We start from the raw sequence: 20,931 nt of genomic DNA on the forward strand, positions 1-20,931 counted from the left end.
ATTCCCCCGTCTTGGCGCCATCAGACGCCACCCGGAGGGAAGACGGCCGGCGCCGCCAAATCCGGACAGTGTTTTTCGTCAGCGCGCGGTTTCTAGCGTCAACGTCCCCCGCCGCTCGGTTACCGTGAAGCCGAACCCGCTGCCGATCGCGTTCAGAAGCCGATCCGGATGGTCGGTGCGAAACCGCCCGAACACTGTCGTCGATGCCAGCGGTTCCGCCGGGCGTGCGATCCTGACACCCCCCTGGCGGTCGAGAATTTCGACCAGATCGTCCAGGCGCATACCCGCCGTGTCGATCCAGCCCTTGCGCCAGTCGGGCAGCACCGGATCGAACCGCGTCGGTGCTGCCGCCACACCGCCACGGACGGCGCTGCGGTACCCGGCCCGGACCACGACACCGCGCGGCGTCCCGACCGGGTCGAAGCCGACCGCGCCGCGGTAGACCGCCAGTGCAACCTGAGTCCGGGTCAGATCGAGGTCGAACGCGGTGCCGAGGACGCGTGTCTCGCTGGCACCAGCGCGTACGACAAAGGGGCGAGAAACGTCATGCCGCACGTCGAAGAACGCCTGTCCCGCAAGCAATTCCGCGCGGCGCTGTCCGTCCGCATAGATAACCCGAAGCCGTGTCGCGCCGTTGAGCGAAACGGTGGAGCCATCTGCCAGCGTCACCGTCGTGCGCTCTCCCGCTCGGGTCGCGAACATACGCGTCGAAACCGGCGCCACAGTCGGTTTGCCGACAAACGAGCCGGCGCCCATGAACAGCAGGGCGATGGCGATCGGCGCCGTTGCGACTGCCGCGATGGCGGATCGCCGTCGACGCCTGAGCGACCGGACCTGCTCGTCCGAGAGGCGACCGCAACGCTTCGCCGCCGCCTGCAACGCGTCGGCGAGCGCGGCTTCGCTCACCGACGGTCCACTGCTGGCGGCGGTCACGCGCCGGCGTCCATCGTGAAGCCGCGCTTGGCGAGCGCGCCACGCAGGTCCTGAAAGGCGCGGACGACATGCTTCTCCACCGCCGCCATGCTCATGTCGAGGCTCTGGGCGATCGTGTCGGTCCTAAGACCGTCGAGCCGTTTCCGCAGGAAGATCTCGCGGCGCAGCGGCGGCATACGCTCGAGCGCGTCGGCCATGATTACGACAGCACGACGGAAGGCCAGCACCCGGTCGGCAGTCGGCTGCGGGCAGATGATCGCCTCGTCGAGTTCGACATGCGTGGAGCGCCGCGCGGCGCGGTGATGATCGAGCAGCAGGTTGCGCGCGATCGCAAAGCACAGCGCCTTCATGTCGTTGACCCGCGCGGTCGCCTGATAGGCGAACAGCCGGAGATAGGTTTCCTGCACCACATCGTCGCCATCGGCATGGTGATCCAACCGACCTCGCACGAAACGCCGCAACGCGCCCGCCAGTTCGGCATCCGGATATTCCAGCGCCAGCCTGTGATTGGGTAACGGGCCGTTGCCGATACCATCGACAAGAAATGCTCTGCTGCTCACCACGCCCCCGTCTGCAGTTCCGGAGCGGCTTATGAGACGATCGTGAAGGCAGGATGACAGCGACCGAAATCGTTGATCGGTACACGGCCCTACCCCTCTGCCCCCTTCGCCGAGCTTCGGCTTGGCGAACAGCTCGTCCCGTTGGAAAGAGGTCGGCGCGGTCGCTGGCTTGCGGCAGCGCGGCCCTATGTCCGGCTTTCAGACGCACCGGCGGCCTTGACGAAGGCGTGGACGGTCGCCGGCACGCGAGGCTCGAACGGGGTCGGCGCAAAAGCGAAGCCACGGGTGAACTTGCCGCCGTCGACGATGCAGGGACGCTCCCAGGTTAAGCCGACATCGTCGACCTCCTTGGCAAACCGATACACTAGCCCGTTCAGCCGGAGCAGTGCGAAGGGCCGCGGCGCGGGCAATGTCGAAAACCTCGGCGAAGTCGAGCGGACACTGGCGCTCTTTCAGCCGGTGAAGCCGAAAGCTGCCTTGCCGGATGGCGGAGGGTGAGACGGCATGACGAACGCCGTGACCAGCGGCTCTGGGCTGCGCGCCTTTACGCCGACGCCAGCATTGCTGGTTGGCTACCTTAAGCAACGGACGTTCAAGTGAGAACGGGCGTCGCCGCAACCATACCCGAAGAATTTTTTCGTTTGGTACCTGACTTGCCGAGGCTTCGTCGTCGTCGCTGCTTCAACGCGGCCTGACCGATTAGCTCTCCAACGAAACAGAAGATGCGACGGATGAAAACAATTGGGCGCGATCCGTGCGAGATGCAGCGTGCTCTCCTTCGGCAACGCATGTCGCGGCGTTGCTGGCCGTCGCCACGATCCACCGCCGGCACGGTCATCGCACATACCGGATAGCTCGCCGACCGCCTCGCGTATGTCGAGGAGGGTGAAATCGAGGCAGCCGGCTCGTCGAGCGGGATCGAAACCTCTATGCGGGCGCGGCGTTGCGATGCTATGGAAACTATAGCAACAGGGTATTAGAAAATCAGGATGGCATGCCGCTATAGTCCCCATGCAATCATCACGCTTCGTAGCGGACGATATCATCGCTATTCTAATACAGAACTCGGCATATATTTGGCAGCCGATCGTTTGGCCGGTTGCGAATGCTAAGAGTCTGCAAGAGATCTCAAATCGAAGCCAGTTTCAACTGTCGTGACAAGCAAGGGAATTGGCAATGGTCACAAGAGGATTTACGGGCCGCGGCTCGGGCGGGGATCAGTCGAGCCGGATTCCGCCGGGCCAGCATCTCGTGGAGGATTTCCCCGTCCTGTCCGCCGGCCCCACGCCGCACGTGAAGCCTTCCGATTGGAAATTCACGGTCAAGGTCGGTCCAAAGCCCGTCAAAGTCTGGAGCTGGAGCGAGTTCAACGCGTTGCCGAAGACGAAGGTGACCAAGGACATTCACTGTGTCACCTCCTGGTCCAAGCTGGATACCGCCTGGGAGGGCGTACTCGTCGAAGACATCCTCGCCGATGCCGGGCTCGATCAGCCCACCGATTTCGTGCTGGCGCACTGCTACGATAAGTATTCGACCAACGTGCCTCTGGCAGACCTTCTATCGGGCAAGGCGATGGTCGCGCTCACCTATCGGGGCAAGCCGCTTTCACGCGACCACGGAGGGCCGGCGCGGCTTCTCGTCCCGCATCTCTACTTCTGGAAGTCGGCCAAATGGGTGAATGCGCTGCAATTCACGACGCGGGACGAGCCGGGATTCTGGGAGGGGCATGGCTACCATATCTACGGCGATCCGTGGCGCGAGCAGCGATACACCAATGACTGAGGGCGGTGCGAAAACCCTGCCGTGGCAGTCATGCACGATCGAGGACATCGTCCAGCAGACACCGAGCATCAAGAGCGTCTTCCTGCGGTTGCGCGAACCGTTCGCGCACATCGCAGGGCAGCACGTCGATGTCCGGCTAACCGCGCCCGATGGCTACAGCGCGATGCGTAGCTACTCGATCGCGTCGGCGACAATTTCGTCCCCGATCATCGAACTCGCGATCGAGCGGCTGCCGGATGGCGAAGTCTCGTCGTTTCTCCACGATGTCGCGGCGGTTGGCGATGAAATCGAACTTCGTGGTCCGCTTGGCGGCCATTTCCTGTGGCCTGAACCTGCCGTGGACGCGGTGTTGCTGATCGGTGCCGGCTCCGGCCTCGCGCCGTTGATGGCCATGATCCGACAACGCCGCACACAGTCCCCGGCGGTGCCAACGGCGCTGCTGCTGTCCGCCCGGACCGCCAAAGACGTTCTCTTTTCGGACGAGCTTCATGCCACCGCGACCGGCGACGCGGCATTCGTCCTGGCGTTGGCGATCACGCGCGAAGAACCGGTTCGCGCATCGGACTTCGGGCGACGGATCGACGGCGTGATGGTGCAGGACGTCGTGGCTCGGCTCCACCGAAAGCCCAGCCACGTCTTCGTTTGCGGGTCCAACGGCTTCGTCAACATCGCGACCGAGGGCGCGCTGCTGGCCGGCCTCGACGCCTCCGTTATCAAAACCGAACGCTACGGTGGCTAGCGGCGCAAGCGATCTAGCGTTGCGCTGATCGCTAGCGGCGCAAGCGATCTAGCGTTGCGCTGATCGCGAACGTGCGTGGTTCTTCGTCGAAGCAGCCGTTAGGTCCGCGCGCCCGATCTTTGGCAAGGCAGAAAAGAAGCAACGGTCCGATCGGCCTGCTATGCCGGAAAAAACCCCAAGCGAGCGGCCGTCGCGTCTCAACCGCGGTCAGAATAGAGGCGCTCAGAGCTTGGAGACAGTCATGCCGCCCGTTTCATTCACGATAGACGTGCCGGACGCTGCGCTCGAAGACCTACAGAACCGACTGTCCGCGACGCGCTGGCCGCGCTCGATCGACGATGACAGCTGGGACGATGGCGCAAGCCTCGCGTTCATGCGCCGGCTTGCAGACCATTGGCAGAACCGGTTCGACTGGAGGCTACAGGAACGACGGCTAAACCGGCTGCCGCAGTTCATGGCCACGATCGACGATCAGGACATCCATTTCGTACACCGGCGTGGCGTGGGCCCCAGCCCGATACCCATCGTCATCACGCACGGCTGGCCGGGATCGTTCGTCGAGATGGAACAGCTGATCCCGCTGCTCGCCGACCCGGGCGCACATGGCGGCGATCCTGCCGATGCCTTCCATGTCGTCGTGCCATCTCTGCCCGGCTACGGCTTCTCACCCGCGCCGGCGAGAGGGGGCATCAGCTCGCGGGAAATCGCTTTGCTGTGGCGCAAGGTCATGGCCGAGCTCGGCTATCACAGGTTCGCCGCGCAGGGCGGCGACATCGGTGCAGGGGTGTCCGTCTGGCTGGCACGGCTGTTCCCCGACGTCGTCCGCGGCATCCACCTGAACATCATCCCGGGCAGTTACCGCCCCCCGACAACTGCCGGCACCGCGCCCGTCACACTCGAGGAACAGGCGTATCTCGATCACGTCGCGCAATGGTCCGCGCAGGAGGGAGCCTATGCGGCCCTCCAAGGTACCAAACCACAGACGCTATCGTTCTCGCTGACGGATTCCCCTGTCGGGCTCGCGGCCTGGGTGACGGAGAAGTTCAGGTCTTGGACCGACTGCCACGGGGACCTCGAAAGCGTGATCCCGCTCGACGACCTGCTGACGGATATTTCGCTGTATTGGTTCGGTGGTTCCCTCACCGGATCGCTCAGGCTCTACAAGGAAAACCGGCTGCGCCCTCTCGTGTTCGAGCAGGGTGAGCGCGTCAAACCCCCGCTTGGCGTATCGGTGTTTCCCCGCGAGATCGCCATGCCACCGCACTCCTGGGTGGAGCGGGTCTTCGACGTGCAACGCTGGAACGAAATGCCAGCCGGTGGGCATTTTGCTGCGCTGGAGAAACCGGACCTGCTTGCGGCTGAAATACGGGCGTTCTTTCGTCCGCTTCGGTAGCTAACGTAACACCTCATGCCCTGTTCGAACCGTCTGCTCTGGATTAACGAGCTGACCCATAGTCCGCCATCCACGCCCCTTCCCACGCTTCCCAACTCCAGGCATCAAATCATTCGGCTGATCGCCATTTCTCGGCGGTCCGGATCACATGTCTTCACAGCTTGAAGCGTGCTGGAAAGCAGATCGGCGGCTTAGATTTCAACAATCAGTCGAACTCAAGGTCCTTGGTCCGAGCAGCGTAGGGCGGACAGTACAGCCCGTGCGCCTCGGTAGATTTTGCAACTACCGATCCTGCATTTATCACGCACCCCTCTCGTACAATGACGCCCGGATAAAGCGTGACGTTGGCGCCTATCCAGCAGCCACGTTCGATGAGAACGGGTCGGAGTCGATCTCCGTCGACACCTCGCCGCCAGACTGAGCGCGTGATGTGGTGGGTCAGCGAGATGATCGTGCACCGGTAGCTGATTCGCACCGCTTCGCCGATCTCGACGCCACCGCCGGCGTCGATCAGTCCTTCCGGGCCGACGAACGCACCCTTGCGCAGCGTCAGACGATGCGGATCGATGACCGTACAGCTCGGATCGATAAACGCCCCTTCCTCCATCGTGATGAGGCGCAGCATGTCTTCGGTCAGCACGGGCGTCTTTTCTCAGTTCTGCAATCCGCCGTCCGTCGTCGAGACGTCCCCCGCGGTCAACTCCCAAGCGTCTCAGTACCGGACCTTCGCCCCCGCGTAGAAATACCGATCGACCGGCGAGATCGGCACGTTGGTCTCGAAACCGATATCGGGCTTCTGGTCGGCGAGGTTGTTGACGCCGCCGTAGAACGAGAAGCGCGCGTCGACCGCGACCTCGGCCTGCACGTCGTGCTGCCACAGCTCCTTGTACCGGAAATAGCGCGGATCGACGAGGCTGGGGTTCGCGTCGGTATCGGCCTTGGCGAAACGACGGACGCCGTCCTGCCAGCGCAGATTGTAGCTCAGGGTCAGCGCCCCCGCGGTCCAGCTCGGCGAGAAGGTGAAGGTATATTTCGGGCGGAACGGCTGGTCGACATTGTCCTCGGTAGTGGCGCCGGGCGTGGCGACCTGTTCGAGCTTGTCGAGATAGCCGCCTACCAACCGGATATCGAACGCCCCCATTCGCGCCGTCCGGAAACGATAGGCGATGTTGAGTTCGGCGCCGGCGGTGCGGAACGCCGCGACGTTCTGCGGCTGGACGACATAGCCGTTGATGAACCCGGTGCCGCGCTCCCGACTGATCGCGTTGCAATAGGCGTTATCGAGCGTCGGCTGGTCGACGCACAGCGAGGCGATCGTGTTCGCATCAGGCGTGTTGATCGCGTCGCGCAACCGGAAGTCGTACCAGTCGAGCCCGATCGACAGCCCCGAGATCGGCCGCACCACGACGCCCGCCGTCCAGGTGCGGGCGACTTCGGCGCGCAGGTCCGGATTGCCCTGCTGCGTGCCGGGGATGAAGATCGTCGCGTTCGGGTTGTTCTGCGCGGTGAAATTCGCGGGATTGCCCCCTGCCCCGGTGATCAGCGTCTGGCAGTTCGCGGTGCGGAACTGCGTGCCGAGCGTGCGGTTGCTAAGGTAGCAGGGGTCGGAGAAGAAGTTGCTGCTGCCGGTCTGCGGGCGGAAGATTTCGCCGATGTTGGGCGCGCGGACCGAGCGACCATACGAGCCTCGGAAGCTGATCTCGCGGATCGGCGCGTAAATGCCGTTGAACTGGTAGGCGCGGGTCGAGCCGACCGTCGAATAGTCCGAATAGCGTCCGGCCGCACCGACGGAGAGCAGGCTGGCGAACGGCACGTCCTTCAGGATGGGCGCGTTAAGCTCGCCGAACGCTTCCCAGACATCGAAATGGCCGCTCGACGGGGTCGGCAGGATGTATTCGTCAAACTGGTAGAAAAGATTGTCGGTGATCGCCTGCGCCGGACGGAAGCTGCTAGACTCGCGGCGATATTCGCCACCGACAGCAAATGCGACCGGGCCGCCGGGCAGTGTAAAAAACTGTCCAAAGTCGCCGTTCAGCGAGGCGTTAGCGACGTGCTGAGTCAGTCGCGCATTGCTGGCCGGGTTGCTAAGGAAATAGCCGAACGAGGCCGGGTTCACGGTGTTGCCGCCGAACGTGTTGACCGGGACGCAGCCGGCCGCGCGGGCCTCGGCCGAACGGCAGACGATCGTTCCCCCCGGCGCGCGCACCGCATCGAGCGCGTTCAGGAAGCGATCGTTCAGGCGGTCGTTGAGCTTGGTCGCGCGGACGTCGGTCTGGCCATAGGTATAGGACACGTCGTAGCTGGCATGCTCCGAGATGCGGCCGGTGACGTCGATGACGCCGCGATATGTGCGTCGGCGGTCTTCCTCGCCACGCCGCGGGATGTCGAAATTGTTGCGGTTGACGTCGACCGAGCCAAGTCCGGCGGCGGTCGCCGCGGCGAGGATGCTGGTCGGGATGTAGGGGTTGTCGAGCGCGATGGTCGCCGGATAATTGCCGCCATAACCGCCGAAGCTTGTCACGGTCGACTGGACGAACTTGCCCTCCAGGCTGATCTTGAACGCGTCCGACGCGTCGTAGTGCGTCAGCGCGTTGACCGCATGGCGGCGGGTGCGCGGGAAGATATCGCCGATATAGCCCGCGACCGGCGTGTCGTCGCCGCCGACCGAGTAGCCGTCGTTCTGCAGGAATCGGCCGGGCGTGTAGAACGCGCCGTCGCCGCGGAATGTCTGGTCGCCGATATACACGATGCCCTGGTTCGAGCTGTACGGATAGCGCAGGTCGCCGACCGGTCCGATCTTGTAGCTGCCGGCGCGCGTCGGGTCGTAATTGTCGAGGTTGACGAAATACTGGCGGTCGCCCTGGGCGAAATACCGGCGGTCGTCGTTCGCGAGCGGCTGGTCGGCATTATACTCATAGGCAAGCGTCAGGTTGCCGCGACCGTCGGCGAAGTTGCGGCCTGCGATCAGCGAGGCGAAGCGGTTGGCGGCGTCGCCGCGCTCGGAGATGCCGAACTGGCTGCGGGCGGCGACGCCGTCGAAATCGCGCTTCAGGACGAAATTGACGACGCCAGAGACGCCGTCCGCACCATACACCGCGGACGCCGCGCCGGTGAGCACGTCGACGCGCTCGATCAGGTCGGTCGGGATCGCGTTGATGTCCACGGCAGCGGTGTCGGGCTGGCCGGCGACATGGCGGCGGCCATTGACGAGCACCAGCGTCCGGTTGGGCCCCAGACCGCGCAGGTCGAGCAGGTTGAGCCCGACCTGCCCGAAGCTGCCGTCGGCCTGGGAATTGCCGGCTGTCCGCGTGCTGTCGCGCGAGTTGGTGAGCGCCGGCACGCGCTGGAGGAAGGTGGTGACGTTGGTGTTGCCCGACTTCTGGAGGTCGGCGGCGCTGAAGGAGACGATCGGGTTGGGCGCCTCGTAGTCCGGGCGCGCAATGCGTGACCCGGTGACGACGATCTCACTTGCCGGATCCGGGGCCGGATCGACGGCGGCGGGCGCGGGCGTATCGGAGGTCGGCGTACTGGTAGTCTGAGGGATGACCTGCGCTTGAGCAGAAGTCGCGGCAAGTAGGGCGACGCCAGACAGCAGATGACGGCGGCGAAGGATACGCATGACTTCTCTCCCTGTTCGCCGGCGTTGGCCCCCGCCGGCGTTCGTTGCACTCGGCTTAGGCGCATCGTCGGCTGCGGAGCAAGGTCATCGACTTTGCAAACGCTGCCAAGGCATTAACCTGGCGCAATATTTCGGCGGTTATCGCCTTATGCAGGGGGTGGCGCGGAACGCTGCGATGCGCCACGATCCGACGATGGGGGAGCAGGCGCAGGACTGGACGCGGAGGGACGTATTGGGACTCCTGCCGACGCTCGGCCTGGTGGCCTGTGCCGGCACGCGCGGCGCCGAACCGTTGAAGTTCTGGGCGATGAGCTACGAGGGCGACTATTCGCCGATGCTGATGCCCGCCTTCACCGCCGCGACGGGGATCGCGGTCGACGTTCAATCCTTGCCGGCGACCGCCAGTCACGAGAAGCTGCTGACCGCGCAAGCCGGCGGCGCGATGCCGGACGTGCTGATGCTGTATAACGGCTGGGTGCAGGAGTTCGCGACGATCGACGCGATCGCCCCGATCCCCTCGCCCGCTCTGGTCGCCGACATGTTTCCCGGTGTGCTTGATGCTACGCAGGTCGGCGGTCGCGACTTCGCGGTGCCGTGGTCGGTCGCGCCTCAGGCGCAGTTCTACCGCCGGGATATTCTTGCCAAAGCAGGCTATGCCGCGCCTGCCGAAGACTGGGACGGCTGGCTTCGCATGGGGCATGCGATCAAGCGACAGCGGCCCGACGACTTCGTATTCATGCTCCTGCTCAACTGGCCGGGCACGCTCATCACGATGCTTGGCCAGACCGGCGCGACGATGCTCCGCGACCACGATACGCGCGGCAATTTCCAGACCCCGGAAGCACGGGCCGCGTTCGCCTACTACGTGCGGCTCTTCGCCGAAGGGCTCGCGCCAAAAGCGCTCTCCACCGAGATTCAGGACCCGGTCGCGGCCTTTGCACAGGGCTATTTTGCGATCTGGCCGACCGGGCCGACGACGTTGCTCGACCTCCATCGGCGTGCCGCGGAGATCCCCGCCGAGCGTTGGGGTACGGCGCGGCTCGCCGGTCCGCATGGGCTCGGCGCGGTATCGGGACTGAGTACCAGCCTATGCGTTTCCGCCTCGACGCCGCGCCCGGCCGAGGCGTGGGCGCTCGTCCGCCATCTCAGTTCGCCGGCAAGCGAACTCCGCTACCAGCGCCTGATCGGCAATCTCCCCGCCCGCCTGAGCGCCTGGTCGTCACCGCAACTCCGCGCGCCCATACTCGCGCCGTTCAAGGAGCAGATGCGCTTCCCCGCCGCCGCGCCGAAGGTGATCGAGTGGGAGCGGATCAAGCTCGAGATACAGTTCGCCGCCGAGCGCGTCGTGCGGGGCGTCCAGACGATCCCGCAGGCGCTGACACGGCTCGACACGCGCGTCGACCAGTTGCTGGCCAAGCGCCGCGCGCTGGTCGAGGCGGGGACGCTCGCATGACCCGTCAGGAACGTGCCGCCTGGCTATTCTCCGCCCCCGTCCTCGCGATCATTGCGCTGGTGTTCGTCCTGCCGACCGCGCTGGCGATGGCGTTGTCGGTCACCGATTACTCGATCTACGCGCTCGCCGACTGGGCGAACCTGCGCTTCGTCGGGCTCGGCAATTTCGTCGACCTGTTCTCGACACCGCTGTTCTGGCGCGCGATCGGCAATACTGCGCTGTTCGCGGTGCTCGGCGTACCGATGGCGATCGGTACATCGCTCGCCGTCGCGCTGCTGCTCAACGACGCGACGGTCCGGTGGAAGCCGCTCTGGCGCGTGCTGTTGTTCGCGCCCTACGTCACCAGCATCGTCGCGACCGCGGTGGTGTGGAGGTTCCTGTTCAACGAACGCTCGGGGCTCATCAACCGCGCGCTGGCGACGATCGGGGCGGCGCCGGTCGACTGGCTGGGCAACCCGCACACCTCGATCCCGGCAATCCTGATCTTCGTGACGTGGAAGATCTTCGGCTACAACATGATCGTCTTCACCGCCGCGCTGTCCGCGGTGCCGCAGGACCTGATGGAGGCCGCACGGCTCGACGGCGCCGGCCGCTGGGGCCGCTTCCGCCACGTCACCCTCCCCGCGATCGGCCCGACGCTGTTGCTCGCCGCGGTGATGAGCGTCGCGGGCTTCCTCCAGATCTTCGCCGAACCCTATGTGATGACGCTTGGCGGGCCGGCGCAGAGCACTACGACGATCCTGTATTTCATGTTCGACGAAGGCTTCAAATGGTGGAACCTGGGGCAGGCGAGCGCGGTCGCGTTCGTGCTGTTCCTGATGATCCTCGCGCTGACGATGGTCCAGACGCGGATCGGGAGGCGCTACGAATGGCTCTGAAACCCCGGGCGATCCTCGCCAATGCCGCGGTGGCGACCCTGACCGCGCTGACGATCGCCCCTCTGCTCTACATGGTGATCGTGTCGTTCATGCCGCGCGGCCAGTCGAGCAACCTGCCGACGCCGGTGTGGCCGTCGCACTGGTCGCTGGAGAATTACCACGAACTGCTCGTCCGGCGGCTGATCGACGGGGCGTGGTTCGATTACCGGATCGTCCCCGCATTGATCAACAGCATCGCGGTCGCCGCGATCTCGACGCTGCTCGGGCTGCTGCTGACGGTGCCGGCGGGGTATGCGTTCGCCAAGCTGCGGTTCCGCGGGCGAGAGCGGCTGTTGAAGATCCTGATCGCGTCGCTGGTCGTGCCCGGTCAGGTCGCGATGCTGCCGCTGTTCCTGATCTTCAAGCAACTCGGGCTGGTAAACACCTATGCCGGCGTGATCCTGCCGAGCCTTGCGGGGATTTTCGCGATCCTGTTCGTGCGGCAGGCGACGCTGGCGATTCCCGACGAGATGATCGACGCGGCGCGGATCGACGGCGCGAGCGAGGCGCGGATCTTCGTGACCATCGTCCTCCCCCTCCTCACCCCGATCGTGGTCACGCTGGCGCTCTTCATGTTCCTCGGCTCGTGGAACGACTTCCTCTGGCCGCTGATCGTGCTGGCCGACCAGCATCTCTACACGCTGCCGGTCGCGGTCGCCGCGATCGCGCGCGAGCATTCGGCGGACGGCGAGCTGATGATGGCCGCGGCCGTGGTCACAACGATGCCGGTGCTGCTGCTCTTCCTCGCGATGCAGCGTTACTATTTGACCGGACTGCTCGGCGGCAGCGTGAAGGGATAGGCGCGACCATCGGCGCCGAACACGTGCGCGTCCTCGGGGGCTACCCCGACGCGGAGAATTTCCCCGAGAGTCACCGACCGATCCCCCGGCAACTGCGCGACGATCGTATCCGCCGCGCCGCGTGCGCCGAGATGCGCGAACGACAATGGCCCGAGTCGCTCGAACAGCTCGACTGCGCCAACGAACGGCCCCGCATCATCGACGTGCAGATGTTCGGGCCGGACGCCGAGAGTGACCACCGCGCCGACCGAGGCCGGAGGCATGATCGCCCCGGTCCTCACTATCTCGCCCCCAGCCAACCGCACCGTGCCGCCAGACCCGTCGACCGACGCGATCGTCGCCGCGAGCAGGTTCATGCCCGGCGACCCGATCGCCGCCGCGACGGCCAGGCTCGCCGGCCGCCGGTACACCTCGATCGGCGGCCCGACCTGTTCGACGCGCCCCTCGCTCATCACGATGATGCGGTTGGCGAGCGTCATTGCTTCGAGCTGGTCGTGCGTGACGTAGATCATCGTCGCGCCGAGTTGCTGGTGCAGCCGCGCAAACTCGTGACGCATCCGCGCGCGCAGATTGGCGTCGAGGTTCGACAACGGCTCGTCTAGCAAAAGCACCTTCGGCCGCCGTACCACCGCGCGGGCGATAGAGACGCGCTGGCGCTGTCCGCCCGACAAGGCACGCGGCCGCCGGTCGAGCAACTCCGACAGATCGAGCATCGCCGCGACCTCCGCAACCCGCTCGGCAATCTCGCGCTTGGCGACCTTTGCGACCTTCAACGGAAATGCGATGTTCTCTGCAACCGTGAGATGCGGATACAGCGCATAGGACTGGAACACCATCGCCAGCCCGCGGTCTGACGGCGCTGCGTCGGTCACGTCGCGTCCGCCGATCATGACTTGCCCCGCGCTCGGGATCTCAAGGCCCGCGATCATCCGCAACAGCGTCGACTTGCCACACCCAGATGGCCCGACGAGCACGACGAACTCGCCCTCCTCGATCGCCAGGTCGGTCGACTGGAGCACGGTCGTGTCTCCGAAACGCTTGGAAAGTCCGCAGATTTCAACGCTCGCCACCGCATGCCCCTTTCCCGATGCCGCTTTGGTAGCGGCATGAACGGTAGCGTGCAAAGCAGCGACCGCGTGACGAAAAAGACGAACTACACAATTCACAACCGGTATTTTGCCAGGAACGGTCCGTTCTAGCGCTGCCCGGAGCGGATGCAGATGCTTCCTGAGTTTACAGATTGGCCTCGATGCGCTGGCGAGTGCGACCGATTCGCCACACTTGCAACTTAATCTACCTCAAGTCTCACTTCGGTGATTGGCGCGAACCGGCGCGGGGATTACAGGGTATCCCACTGGCTTCATTAGAAAAGCTGGCCGTTGGGAGAGCTATGATGACTGATCGACGCGCGCTTCGCGTGTTCCTTTTGGCTGGTTGCGCGACCGTGTCGCTCCCGGCTTATGCGCAGACCGCAGAACCGACCGCGTCGACGGCCGCGACCATCCCGCAGGACCCGGCCCAGGCTGCCACCGCTGCCGACGACTCCACCACCCCCGATATCGTCGTCACCGGCCAGACCACGCGCAACCGTCCGCTGATCACCGCCTCCGCCGACATCACGCTCGCTTCGCGCGCCGATATCGACCGCAAGGCTCCACGGTCGACGGCGGACATGCTCGAACTGATCCCCGGCATCTTCGTCGAGTCGACCGCGGGCGCCGTCTCGAACAATTATTCGGTGCGCGGCCTGCAAGGTGGCGGCCAGCGCTTCATCCAGCTGGAAGAGGACGGCATGCCGATCCTGTACAGCGGCGGCGGTGCCGATTTCTTCTTCGACCAGGACCTGACCATCGATCGCCTCGAAGCGGTGAAGGGCGGCTCGTCGGGCGTGCTGACCGTCAACGGTGCCGGCGCGACGATCAACTTCATCTCGAAGTCGCCGAACTTCACGCGTACCGAAGCGATGGCGCGCGGCAGCTACTATAATTACGGCCAGAAGCGCGGCGAAATGTACCTGTCGTCGCCTATCACCGACAAGCTGGCGTTCAACATCGGCGGCTATTTCCAGTCGAGCCCTGGCGTGCGCGACAACCCGTTCGACTATCGCGGCTGGCGCATCAAGGGCGCGCTGGAATATCGCCCCGAGGCCGGTGGCTATATCCGGATCTCGGCCAAGGGCGGTGATATCGAGAATGCCTTTTACGCGGATCAGCCGTACCGCTTCATTGATGGCGAGCCGAGCGGTATCCCGAGCCTCAGCACCCAGTTCGGCAATGTCGGCGGCGATGCGTTCAAGAGCATCCAGGTCCCGGTCTCGACCTTCGCGCATCCAAGCGGCTTCCGCGAATTCCGCTATCAGGATGGCATCAAGGCGAAGACGGCGCAGTTCCGCATCGACATGGAGACGCCGGTCAGCGACAGCGTCAACCTGTTCCTGCACAGTCGCTACCTGAAATATTCGTACGACTTTAACGGCCTGTTCCCCGGCTCGGGCACCGGGAACGCCGGCCTGACCAGCGCGGTCAACTATCTGACGCCCGGCGCCGGTTCGCCGATCAACGACCTGCTGACCGCGGGGCGAACGGCGTTTCCGACCGCGACGCGCTTCGGCATCCGCAACCTGCGGACCGGCACGGTGCTGGGCAGCAACCAGACTGCGGAACTCAATGCGCTGAACGGCAACGGCTTCCTCCAGCGCACGACACTCAACCACGATTACATCGACGGCAAGGATTTCGGTCTCAACGGCGGCGGCACGTGGGAATATGAGAGCGGCGGCTTCAAGAACTCGCTGACCGTCGGCGCGATGTATTACGACGTGACACGCGAGCAGGACCAGTCGGCGACGGCAAGCGTCGTCAACGACGTGCGGTCGAACAGCGACATCTACGACATCGTCGCGCTGAACGCGGCTAATGGCGTCGTCGGTACGCTGTCCGATAACGGCCTAGTTTCGTATGGCGACTGGGGCGCTGGCATCCGCACGCGCAAGGACTCCACCGTCTCGTTTTATGCCAATGACGAGCTGTCGATCGGCGACCTGCATCTCGACGGCGGCATCCGCTGGGAGCGCGACTCCGCGACGTTCCTGGACGGTCAGGCAGCAGCGGTGAACCAGCCGGTGCAGCCGAACGTGCCCGGCCTCATCCGCACGGTCGGATCGACCTTCGACGGGACCTTTGCACGGACGCAGCGGACGCAGTCGAAGGCAGCGTACACCGCCGGCGCGAACTATCAGTTCACGCCGAACCTCGCGATCTACGCGCGCTATGCGAACGGTTTCCAGACCAACAACACCGATCCGATCACGACGATCGAGCTGTACGAGGCTGGCGTCCGCTATCAATACCAGCGCTTCATCAGCGGCTCGGCGACGGTATTCCAGACCAACTTCAAGAACCAGAACTACAACTTCGCCAACCCGACCAACCCGTCGCAACAGCAGAACATCAACGCCGACCTGCGCACGCGCGGTGTCGAAGTGGATGTGAACGTCCGTCCGGTCACGTGGTTCTCGGTCGATTTCCAGGGCGTGTTCCAGCAACCCAAGCTGCTCAACCTCGAGATCGACGGCGTCAGCCAAGGTGCGCAGTACGAAGGCAACCGCCCCGAACGGACGCCCGCCAAGCTGTTCACGATCACGCCGGCGATCAAGCTGCCGAATGGGTTGGGCGAAGTGTACGGCCGCTACAAATATGTCGGGCGGATCTTCGCCGATGCCGGCAACGGGGTCGCGCTGCCCAGCTACGGCGTGACCAGCGCGGGGATCACGATCAACGTCAACGAGCGGATCCAGGCGAATTTCAACGCCGACAACATCTTCAACGTCGTTGGCCTGACCGAGGGCAATCCGCGCCAGGGCCAGACTCAGGCGGTAACCGATGGCTATTTCTATGCCCGCGGCATTGTCGGTACGACCTATGGCGGATCGGTGACGCTGAAGTTCTGATCGACCGGCGATGTGAGGGTTCAAACGGGGCGGCGAGCAGGCGACTGTTCTGCCGCCCCTTTTCGCGGAGTGACAATCATGAAGACGATAGCGCGCATGGCGATGGCAGGTGGCCTCGCACTCCTCACCTGCGCCGCGGCGCCGATCACGGGTCGACCGGAACTTGCGTATCAGTTGACCGAGGGGAAGAACCTCAACGCCTTCGTCCGCGACAAGGCGGTGGCCGCGCACGTCCTGCTGCGCAACGGCGACGATCCGCGCATCCTGGTAGCGTTTCCCGCGGGTAACAGCGGTGTCGGCCTGTGGTTCGCGAACACTGCGCAGCCCGTGACCTGGCGGCTGGATCAGGCGCCGCTACCGCTGAACCGCGGGAGCCTGCACGGCATCGTCGCGGTCGCGACCGTCGATGCGCCGCGGTTGATCCCAAAGCAGGCGGTGTTGTCCAATATCCGCTTCCTGCGCGACTATCAGGCGGTCGGTACGTTTCCCCAGGAGCTCACCGCGACGCCGGTAATCGCCGGGGACACGATCACGTGGCGCCGCAAGCGCCTCGACGGCGCGGCAGGCTATGAGCTGACGCTACGGGTTATGGAGGGCCGGATCGACCAGGGCGCGATCGTTGCCGGCGCGAACGGGCAAATTCGGTTGGAGATCACGGCGCTGACCGGCGACACACCGCTGACCCCGATCCCGGCTGTGGAGTTGCTCAATGCGACGGCGGCCGCCGATCCCACCGCGCGCAATGCACTCGCGTTTCTCAGCTACCGGGAGAAGTTCCTGGCGGGTTCATGGCGCTTCGATACCTATTTCGGGCGCGACACGCTGATGTCGTTGCGGCTGCTGATGCCCGCGCTAAAACCCGTCGCGATCGAAGCGGGCCTCAATGCCGTCATCGCGCGACTGTCGGCTGGCGGCGAAGTCGCGCATGAAGAAGGGATTGGCGAATTCGCGATCCTCGCCAATCGCAAGACGAGCCGCAGCGGTGACGCCGCCGATCTCGATTATGGCATGGTCGACGACGATTACATGCTCGGGCCGGTCGCCGCTGACTATCTGCTCGGGGCCGACAAAGCACGTGCGTCCGCCTATCTGGCCGCACCCCTCGCGAGCGAGAGCCAGCCTGGGCGCCGGGAGCCGGTCGGTGCGGCACTGGTCCGCAATCTCCGCTTCGTGCTGGCGCGGGCGAGCGCGTTCGCGGCAGCGCCATCAGCCCGCAATCTGGTCGCGATCAAGCCCGGCCGGATGACCGGCGAGTGGCGCGACAGCAATGAAGGTCTTGGACGCGGCATCTATGCCTATGACGTGAACGCTGCCCTAGTCCCAGCGGCGATCGAAGCGGCAGACCGCCTCATGCACGCCGGACTACTCGACAGATATCTGTCGGCGCGCGATCGCGCGGCGTTTGGGCGGGCCGGCACGATGGCCGACGTCTGGCGGACAAAGGCGCCCACGCTGTTCCGTGTCGAAATCCCTGCTGCAACGGCCGCGGCGGACGTGCGGCGCTATGCAGCGACCCTCGGCGTGCCCGCAGCCCCGGCGCTGGCGGCACTGGGCAAGGCCCCGGTCGTATTTCATGCGCTGTCTTTGGGCGCCGATGGCGCGCCGGTGAAGATCGTCAATTCGGACGAAGGCTTCACGCTGTTGTTCGGGCGACCGACCTCTATTGATCTCGACACTTTTGTCGGCGGGATCATGCGGCCCTTCCCGGCAGGTCTGATGACCGACATCGGGTTGCTGGTAGCCAATCCAGCGTTCGCCGATGGGGCGGCACAGGCGGGCTTTACGCCCGCGGCATATCACGGCGCAGTCGTCTGGTCGTGGCAGCAGGCGTTGCTGGCAGCGGGGCTTGAACGCCAGTTGCACCGGACTGACCTGCCCGCGGCGACCCGGACTCGTCTCAGGACGGCACAGGCGGCCTTGTGGCGCGCGATCGCTGCAGGCAGAACGATCCGCGGATCGGAACTCTGGTCGTGGACGTACAAGGACGGCGGCTACCGCATCGTCGCCTTCGGTGCAGGCAAGGCCGATGTCGACGAATCGAACGCGGCGCAATTATGGAGCACGGTCTATCTGGCCGTGCAGCCGCCCGGAACTCGCTAACCGGCGAAGAAGCCCGTGATCGTCAGGCGTCCGGTTTGCGGGTCGGACGCCAGCGTCACGCCGTCCGCGATCTCACCCGAATGCAGCAGGCTGCTGCGATACAGCAGGGCCCGATTGTACACGCCGTCGATGCGCGCGATCCGTTCGAACAGCGGGGTGTCACCGGCGATATAGGACTCGGGTGCGCCGTGCTTCGCCAGATCCCGGTTGAGCGCGGAGAAATAAGGATCGCGGCGACTGGCGTCGATCGTCTCGAACCCGGACGAACGATGCCGGTAGAACGCGGTACCGCCGGTTTCGTCGGGCACGAGATAATGGATCAGCGCCAGCCGTCCAGGCTCCACCGCATCAACGTGCGGCAGGCGTTGCTCGATCGACAGCGCGGACGGCGCCATCGTCACGATCGAGAAGCGCGCCTCCAGCAGCGACAGCCCGGCCGACATCCCAAAAACCTGCTTCGCGATCGTCGCGATGAGCGCCCCTTGATCGCGCATATAGCTATCGGGAAGCGACGCGGCGATGCCGGGGTAGTGTCGTCCTGCCGGGCCATAATCCTGGGTCGCGGCAAAAACTCGCAGCGCGTGGGGATCGGGGACGAAGTGGTCGATGACGACCACGGGTTCCCCCTCCGTGCCGATACGACGTGCCCGCACGTCGGGCGTCGTCATCGCGCGGCGACCTGCGGGTCAACTAGCGCTGCGATCGCCACGTCATGCAACGGCAGCGTCGGCGTCGCGCGTGCGATGACGGTCTCGATCTGGTCGAGCTGGCGGCGGTTTGTCACCGCATCGAGGGTATCGGCCAACGGCGCATGGCCCAAGGCGCCCACCCCTTGCCCCTCCAGCACCGCGAGCCAGCTTGCCTCGCGGAACAGTTCGTCGGCACTCAGCATCAGCCGTCCAGCACGCGCGTATTGCGTCATCTTGTCGATCAGCGTGGGAGGCGGCGTCATGTGACGCGTGTGTCGCCAGAGCGGCGCGTCATGGCCCTGCGTGGCGTGATAGTGAAGGATCAGAAAGTCGCGAATGCCGTCCATGTCGCGCGCCAACAGAGTGTTGAACTGACGTGCCAGCGCGGGGTCGCAATCGGCATCCGGGAACAGCGTGATAAGTTTGGCGATGCCACTCTGGATCAAGTGAATACTGGTCGATTCGAGCGGCTCGAGGAACCCTGATGCCAGCCCGATCGCGACGACATTGCCGCGCCATGCCTCGCGCCGAAACCCTGCGGTGAAGCGAAGCATGCGTGGATCCGCCAGCGCTTCGCCGTCGAGGTTGGAGAGCAGGGTCGCCACCGCCTCATCGTCCGACACGAAACTGCTTGCATAGACATAGCCGTTGCCGGTGCGGTGCTGGAGCGGGATCCGCCACTGCCAGCCGGCGGGGCGCAGCGTCGACCGCGTGAACGGCGTAGTCGCCGCGATGCGCGCACACGGAACGGCGACTGCGCGATCGCAGGGCAGCCAATGCGACCAGTCCTCGAACTGCGCGCCCATCGTCTCGCCGATAAGCAGGGCACGAAACCCCGAGCAGTCGATGAAGAGATCGCCTTCCAGCCGCTCGCCTCGGTCGTTCGTCAAGGCGGTAACGAAGCCGGTTTCGGGATCACGCTCGATGTCGCGCAACAGGCCCTCGTGCCGAACGACGCCGCGCTTCTCGGCAAGTTGACGCAGATGGCGGGCATAGAGGCCGGCGTCGAAATGATAGGCATAGCCGAGCGTCGACAGGATCGACCGCGGGTCGTCCACGGGCTTCGCGAAGCGGCCGGCAGCGGCAAGCTGCGCGGCCAGCGAATAGGCCGATAGCGGCCGATCGAGCCCATCCGCCCTGGCCCGCAGCCAGTGCTGATGGAACGGCACGGGTCCAAGATCGACGCCGTAGCGGCCGAACGGGTGGAAATACCGCGTGCCGGGTCGCGCCCAATCGACGAATTCGATGCCGAGCTTGAAACTCGCTTTCGTCGCCGCGACGAACGCCGCCTCTTCCAGTCCGATCAACTGATTGAACCAGTGGATCGTCGGGATAGTCGCTTCGCCGACACCGACGGTCCCGATCGCGTCAGATTCGAGGATGCTGATCTTGACCAGGTCGCCGAACGTGGCGCCCAAGGCCGCGGCGGTCATCCACCCCGCGGTTCCTCCGCCAAGGATTACAAGACGTTGCACGCGCTTCATGCCGCGCAGTCCTGCGCAATTTCTTTTGGATAGCAAGCTGCTTCCTTGACCATGCCCCGCACGACGGTCAGCATTGACAGGTGCCCAATGCCCTGAAGTCCCGGTTGGCCAGTGGCGTTCTGTCGGCGTGTAATCGATCAAACTAGCCCGCGTAGACTGGGCCGTGCCCAAGCTCCGCAGCGGGTCAGCCATTCGGACACGTTACGGGGCCCACAACCGGTCGTTCAGACCGCGCTACCGTGCTTGCGACGCTGCCCGGGTCGAGTGGCATAGCCACCGTGCCGCGGTCACGGTTGATAGCAGGACGAGCATCCTGCACGAAAAATTTGCGCGACTGTATTGCGCGCATCGAGGCCGACGATACCAATACCTTGTTGTCGGCAGAGTTTTGATATTATTGGTACTTCTGCACCGGGCAAGTTGATGATTATACTAGAAGCTTTGGTCCGCCTCGCTGGTTTGGCGCTTGGGATCATCAGATTGTCGGCTGCTCCGGTCTGACTGTGTGACCCC

The 20,931-nt window shown here is 64.7% G+C and carries 16 protein-coding genes; 8 read left to right on the forward strand and 8 right to left on the reverse strand.

Translation table 11 applies throughout. The annotated features are described in order from the left end of the window. Nucleotides 1-78: 78 nt before the first annotated feature. From C8J40_RS08200 to C8J40_RS08210, 3 genes are all read right to left on the reverse strand, one after another. Nucleotides 79-933, reverse strand: a complete 855-nt coding sequence (locus C8J40_RS08200; protein WP_132896579.1) for a FecR domain-containing protein — start codon at nucleotides 931-933, stop codon at nucleotides 79-81. After that, complete coding sequence (locus tag C8J40_RS08205; protein ID WP_165911385.1) at nucleotides 930-1,493, reverse strand: RNA polymerase sigma factor; 564 nt, start codon at nucleotides 1,491-1,493, stop codon at nucleotides 930-932. Before C8J40_RS08205 ends, C8J40_RS08200 begins: the two co-directional genes overlap by 4 nt. Before the next feature lie 185 nt (nucleotides 1,494-1,678). Continuing rightward, nucleotides 1,679-1,903: a hypothetical protein gene (locus C8J40_RS08210; protein ID WP_132896581.1), complete on the reverse strand. Its 225-nt coding sequence runs from the start codon at nucleotides 1,901-1,903 to the stop codon at nucleotides 1,679-1,681. 766 nt (nucleotides 1,904-2,669) lie between these two features. Between C8J40_RS08210 and C8J40_RS08215 the strand changes: the two genes are divergently transcribed. The 3 genes from C8J40_RS08215 to C8J40_RS08225 all read left to right on the forward strand — a co-directional run bounded on the left by C8J40_RS08215 (nucleotide 2,670) and on the right by C8J40_RS08225 (nucleotide 5,407). After that, nucleotides 2,670-3,275 (forward strand): sulfite oxidase-like oxidoreductase, encoded by a 606-nt coding sequence (locus C8J40_RS08215; RefSeq protein ID WP_132896582.1) that lies wholly within the window; start codon nucleotides 2,670-2,672, stop codon nucleotides 3,273-3,275. Next, nucleotides 3,268-4,014: a ferredoxin reductase gene (locus tag C8J40_RS08220; RefSeq protein ID WP_132896583.1), complete on the forward strand. Its 747-nt coding sequence runs from the start codon at nucleotides 3,268-3,270 to the stop codon at nucleotides 4,012-4,014. The genes C8J40_RS08215 and C8J40_RS08220 overlap by 8 nt, the downstream gene beginning before the upstream one ends. A gap of 241 nt (nucleotides 4,015-4,255) precedes the next feature. Next, entirely contained in the window at nucleotides 4,256-5,407 is a 1,152-nt protein-coding gene (locus C8J40_RS08225; RefSeq protein WP_132896584.1) for an epoxide hydrolase family protein, read from the forward strand. 205 nt (nucleotides 5,408-5,612) lie between these two features. Here the strand turns inward: C8J40_RS08225 and C8J40_RS08230 are convergent, their stop codons facing one another. Beyond that, on the reverse strand, nucleotides 5,613-6,047 hold the full coding sequence (locus tag C8J40_RS08230) for an acyltransferase (RefSeq protein ID WP_207901168.1): 435 nt from the start codon (nucleotides 6,045-6,047) through the stop codon (nucleotides 5,613-5,615). 72 nt (nucleotides 6,048-6,119) lie between these two features. After that, nucleotides 6,120-9,026 carry a TonB-dependent receptor gene (locus C8J40_RS08235; RefSeq protein ID WP_132896585.1) on the reverse strand — a complete coding sequence of 969 codons (2,907 nt, stop codon included), beginning with the start codon at nucleotides 9,024-9,026 and terminating at the stop codon, nucleotides 6,120-6,122. A 175-nt stretch (nucleotides 9,027-9,201) separates the two neighbouring features. Between C8J40_RS08235 and C8J40_RS08240 the strand changes: the two genes are divergently transcribed. The 3 genes from C8J40_RS08240 to C8J40_RS08250 are packed head-to-tail and all read left to right on the forward strand — an operon-like array spanning nucleotide 9,202 to nucleotide 12,196. Further along, nucleotides 9,202-10,479 (forward strand): extracellular solute-binding protein, encoded by a 1,278-nt coding sequence (locus C8J40_RS08240; protein WP_165911386.1) that lies wholly within the window; start codon nucleotides 9,202-9,204, stop codon nucleotides 10,477-10,479. Beyond that, a complete protein-coding gene (locus tag C8J40_RS08245) occupies nucleotides 10,476-11,357 on the forward strand; it encodes a sugar ABC transporter permease (RefSeq protein WP_132896587.1) in 882 nt (293 codons plus the stop codon). Before C8J40_RS08240 ends, C8J40_RS08245 begins: the two co-directional genes overlap by 4 nt. Continuing rightward, entirely contained in the window at nucleotides 11,348-12,196 is an 849-nt protein-coding gene (locus C8J40_RS08250) for a carbohydrate ABC transporter permease (protein ID WP_165911387.1), read from the forward strand. Before C8J40_RS08245 ends, C8J40_RS08250 begins: the two co-directional genes overlap by 10 nt. Here the strand turns inward: C8J40_RS08250 and C8J40_RS08255 are convergent. Then, nucleotides 12,157-13,266 (reverse strand): ABC transporter ATP-binding protein, encoded by a 1,110-nt coding sequence (locus C8J40_RS08255; RefSeq protein WP_132896588.1) that lies wholly within the window; start codon nucleotides 13,264-13,266, stop codon nucleotides 12,157-12,159. The two genes, C8J40_RS08250 and C8J40_RS08255, sit on opposite strands and share 40 nt — an antisense overlap. Before the next feature lie 323 nt (nucleotides 13,267-13,589). Between C8J40_RS08255 and C8J40_RS08260 the strand changes: the two genes are divergently transcribed. Continuing rightward, nucleotides 13,590-16,145, forward strand: coding sequence for a TonB-dependent receptor (locus C8J40_RS08260; protein ID WP_132896589.1), 2,556 nt, complete (start codon nucleotides 13,590-13,592; stop codon nucleotides 16,143-16,145). 78 nt (nucleotides 16,146-16,223) lie between these two features. After that, nucleotides 16,224-18,245, forward strand: a complete 2,022-nt coding sequence (locus C8J40_RS08265) for a hypothetical protein (RefSeq protein WP_132896590.1) — start codon at nucleotides 16,224-16,226, stop codon at nucleotides 18,243-18,245. On the opposite strand, the gene C8J40_RS08270 is transcribed toward C8J40_RS08265, so the two are convergent. Both C8J40_RS08270 and C8J40_RS08275 read right to left on the reverse strand, forming a co-directional pair. Beyond that, nucleotides 18,242-18,913, reverse strand: coding sequence for a DUF6445 family protein (locus tag C8J40_RS08270; protein ID WP_132896591.1), 672 nt, complete (start codon nucleotides 18,911-18,913; stop codon nucleotides 18,242-18,244). The two genes, C8J40_RS08265 and C8J40_RS08270, sit on opposite strands and share 4 nt — an antisense overlap. Then, nucleotides 18,910-20,418, reverse strand: coding sequence for a tryptophan halogenase family protein (locus C8J40_RS08275; RefSeq protein ID WP_132896592.1), 1,509 nt, complete (start codon nucleotides 20,416-20,418; stop codon nucleotides 18,910-18,912). Before C8J40_RS08275 ends, C8J40_RS08270 begins: the two co-directional genes overlap by 4 nt. Nucleotides 20,419-20,931: the final 513 nt, after the last annotated feature.

This window comes from Sphingomonas sp. PP-CC-3A-396 (assembly GCF_004343105.1).
Classification (GTDB): domain Bacteria; phylum Pseudomonadota; class Alphaproteobacteria; order Sphingomonadales; family Sphingomonadaceae; genus Sphingomonas.

Coding starts and splice junctions, on each gene's coding strand:
- C8J40_RS08215 (WP_132896582.1), top strand. CDS start 2,670: ATGGTCACAAGAGGATTTACGGGCCGCGGCTCGGGCGGGGATCAGTCG.
- C8J40_RS08220 (WP_132896583.1), top strand. CDS start 3,268: ATGACTGAGGGCGGTGCGAAAACCCTGCCGTGGCAGTCATGCACGATC.
- C8J40_RS08225 (WP_132896584.1), top strand. CDS start 4,256: ATGCCGCCCGTTTCATTCACGATAGACGTGCCGGACGCTGCGCTCGAA.
- C8J40_RS08235 (WP_132896585.1), bottom strand. CDS start 9,026: ATGCGTATCCTTCGCCGCCGTCATCTGCTGTCTGGCGTCGCCCTACTT.
- C8J40_RS08240 (WP_165911386.1), top strand. CDS start 9,202: ATGCGCCACGATCCGACGATGGGGGAGCAGGCGCAGGACTGGACGCGG.
- C8J40_RS08245 (WP_132896587.1), top strand. CDS start 10,476: ATGACCCGTCAGGAACGTGCCGCCTGGCTATTCTCCGCCCCCGTCCTC.
- C8J40_RS08250 (WP_165911387.1), top strand. CDS start 11,348: ATGGCTCTGAAACCCCGGGCGATCCTCGCCAATGCCGCGGTGGCGACC.
- C8J40_RS08260 (WP_132896589.1), top strand. CDS start 13,590: ATGACTGATCGACGCGCGCTTCGCGTGTTCCTTTTGGCTGGTTGCGCG.
- C8J40_RS08265 (WP_132896590.1), top strand. CDS start 16,224: ATGAAGACGATAGCGCGCATGGCGATGGCAGGTGGCCTCGCACTCCTC.
- C8J40_RS08270 (WP_132896591.1), bottom strand. CDS start 18,913: ATGACGACGCCCGACGTGCGGGCACGTCGTATCGGCACGGAGGGGGAA.
- C8J40_RS08275 (WP_132896592.1), bottom strand. CDS start 20,418: ATGAAGCGCGTGCAACGTCTTGTAATCCTTGGCGGAGGAACCGCGGGG.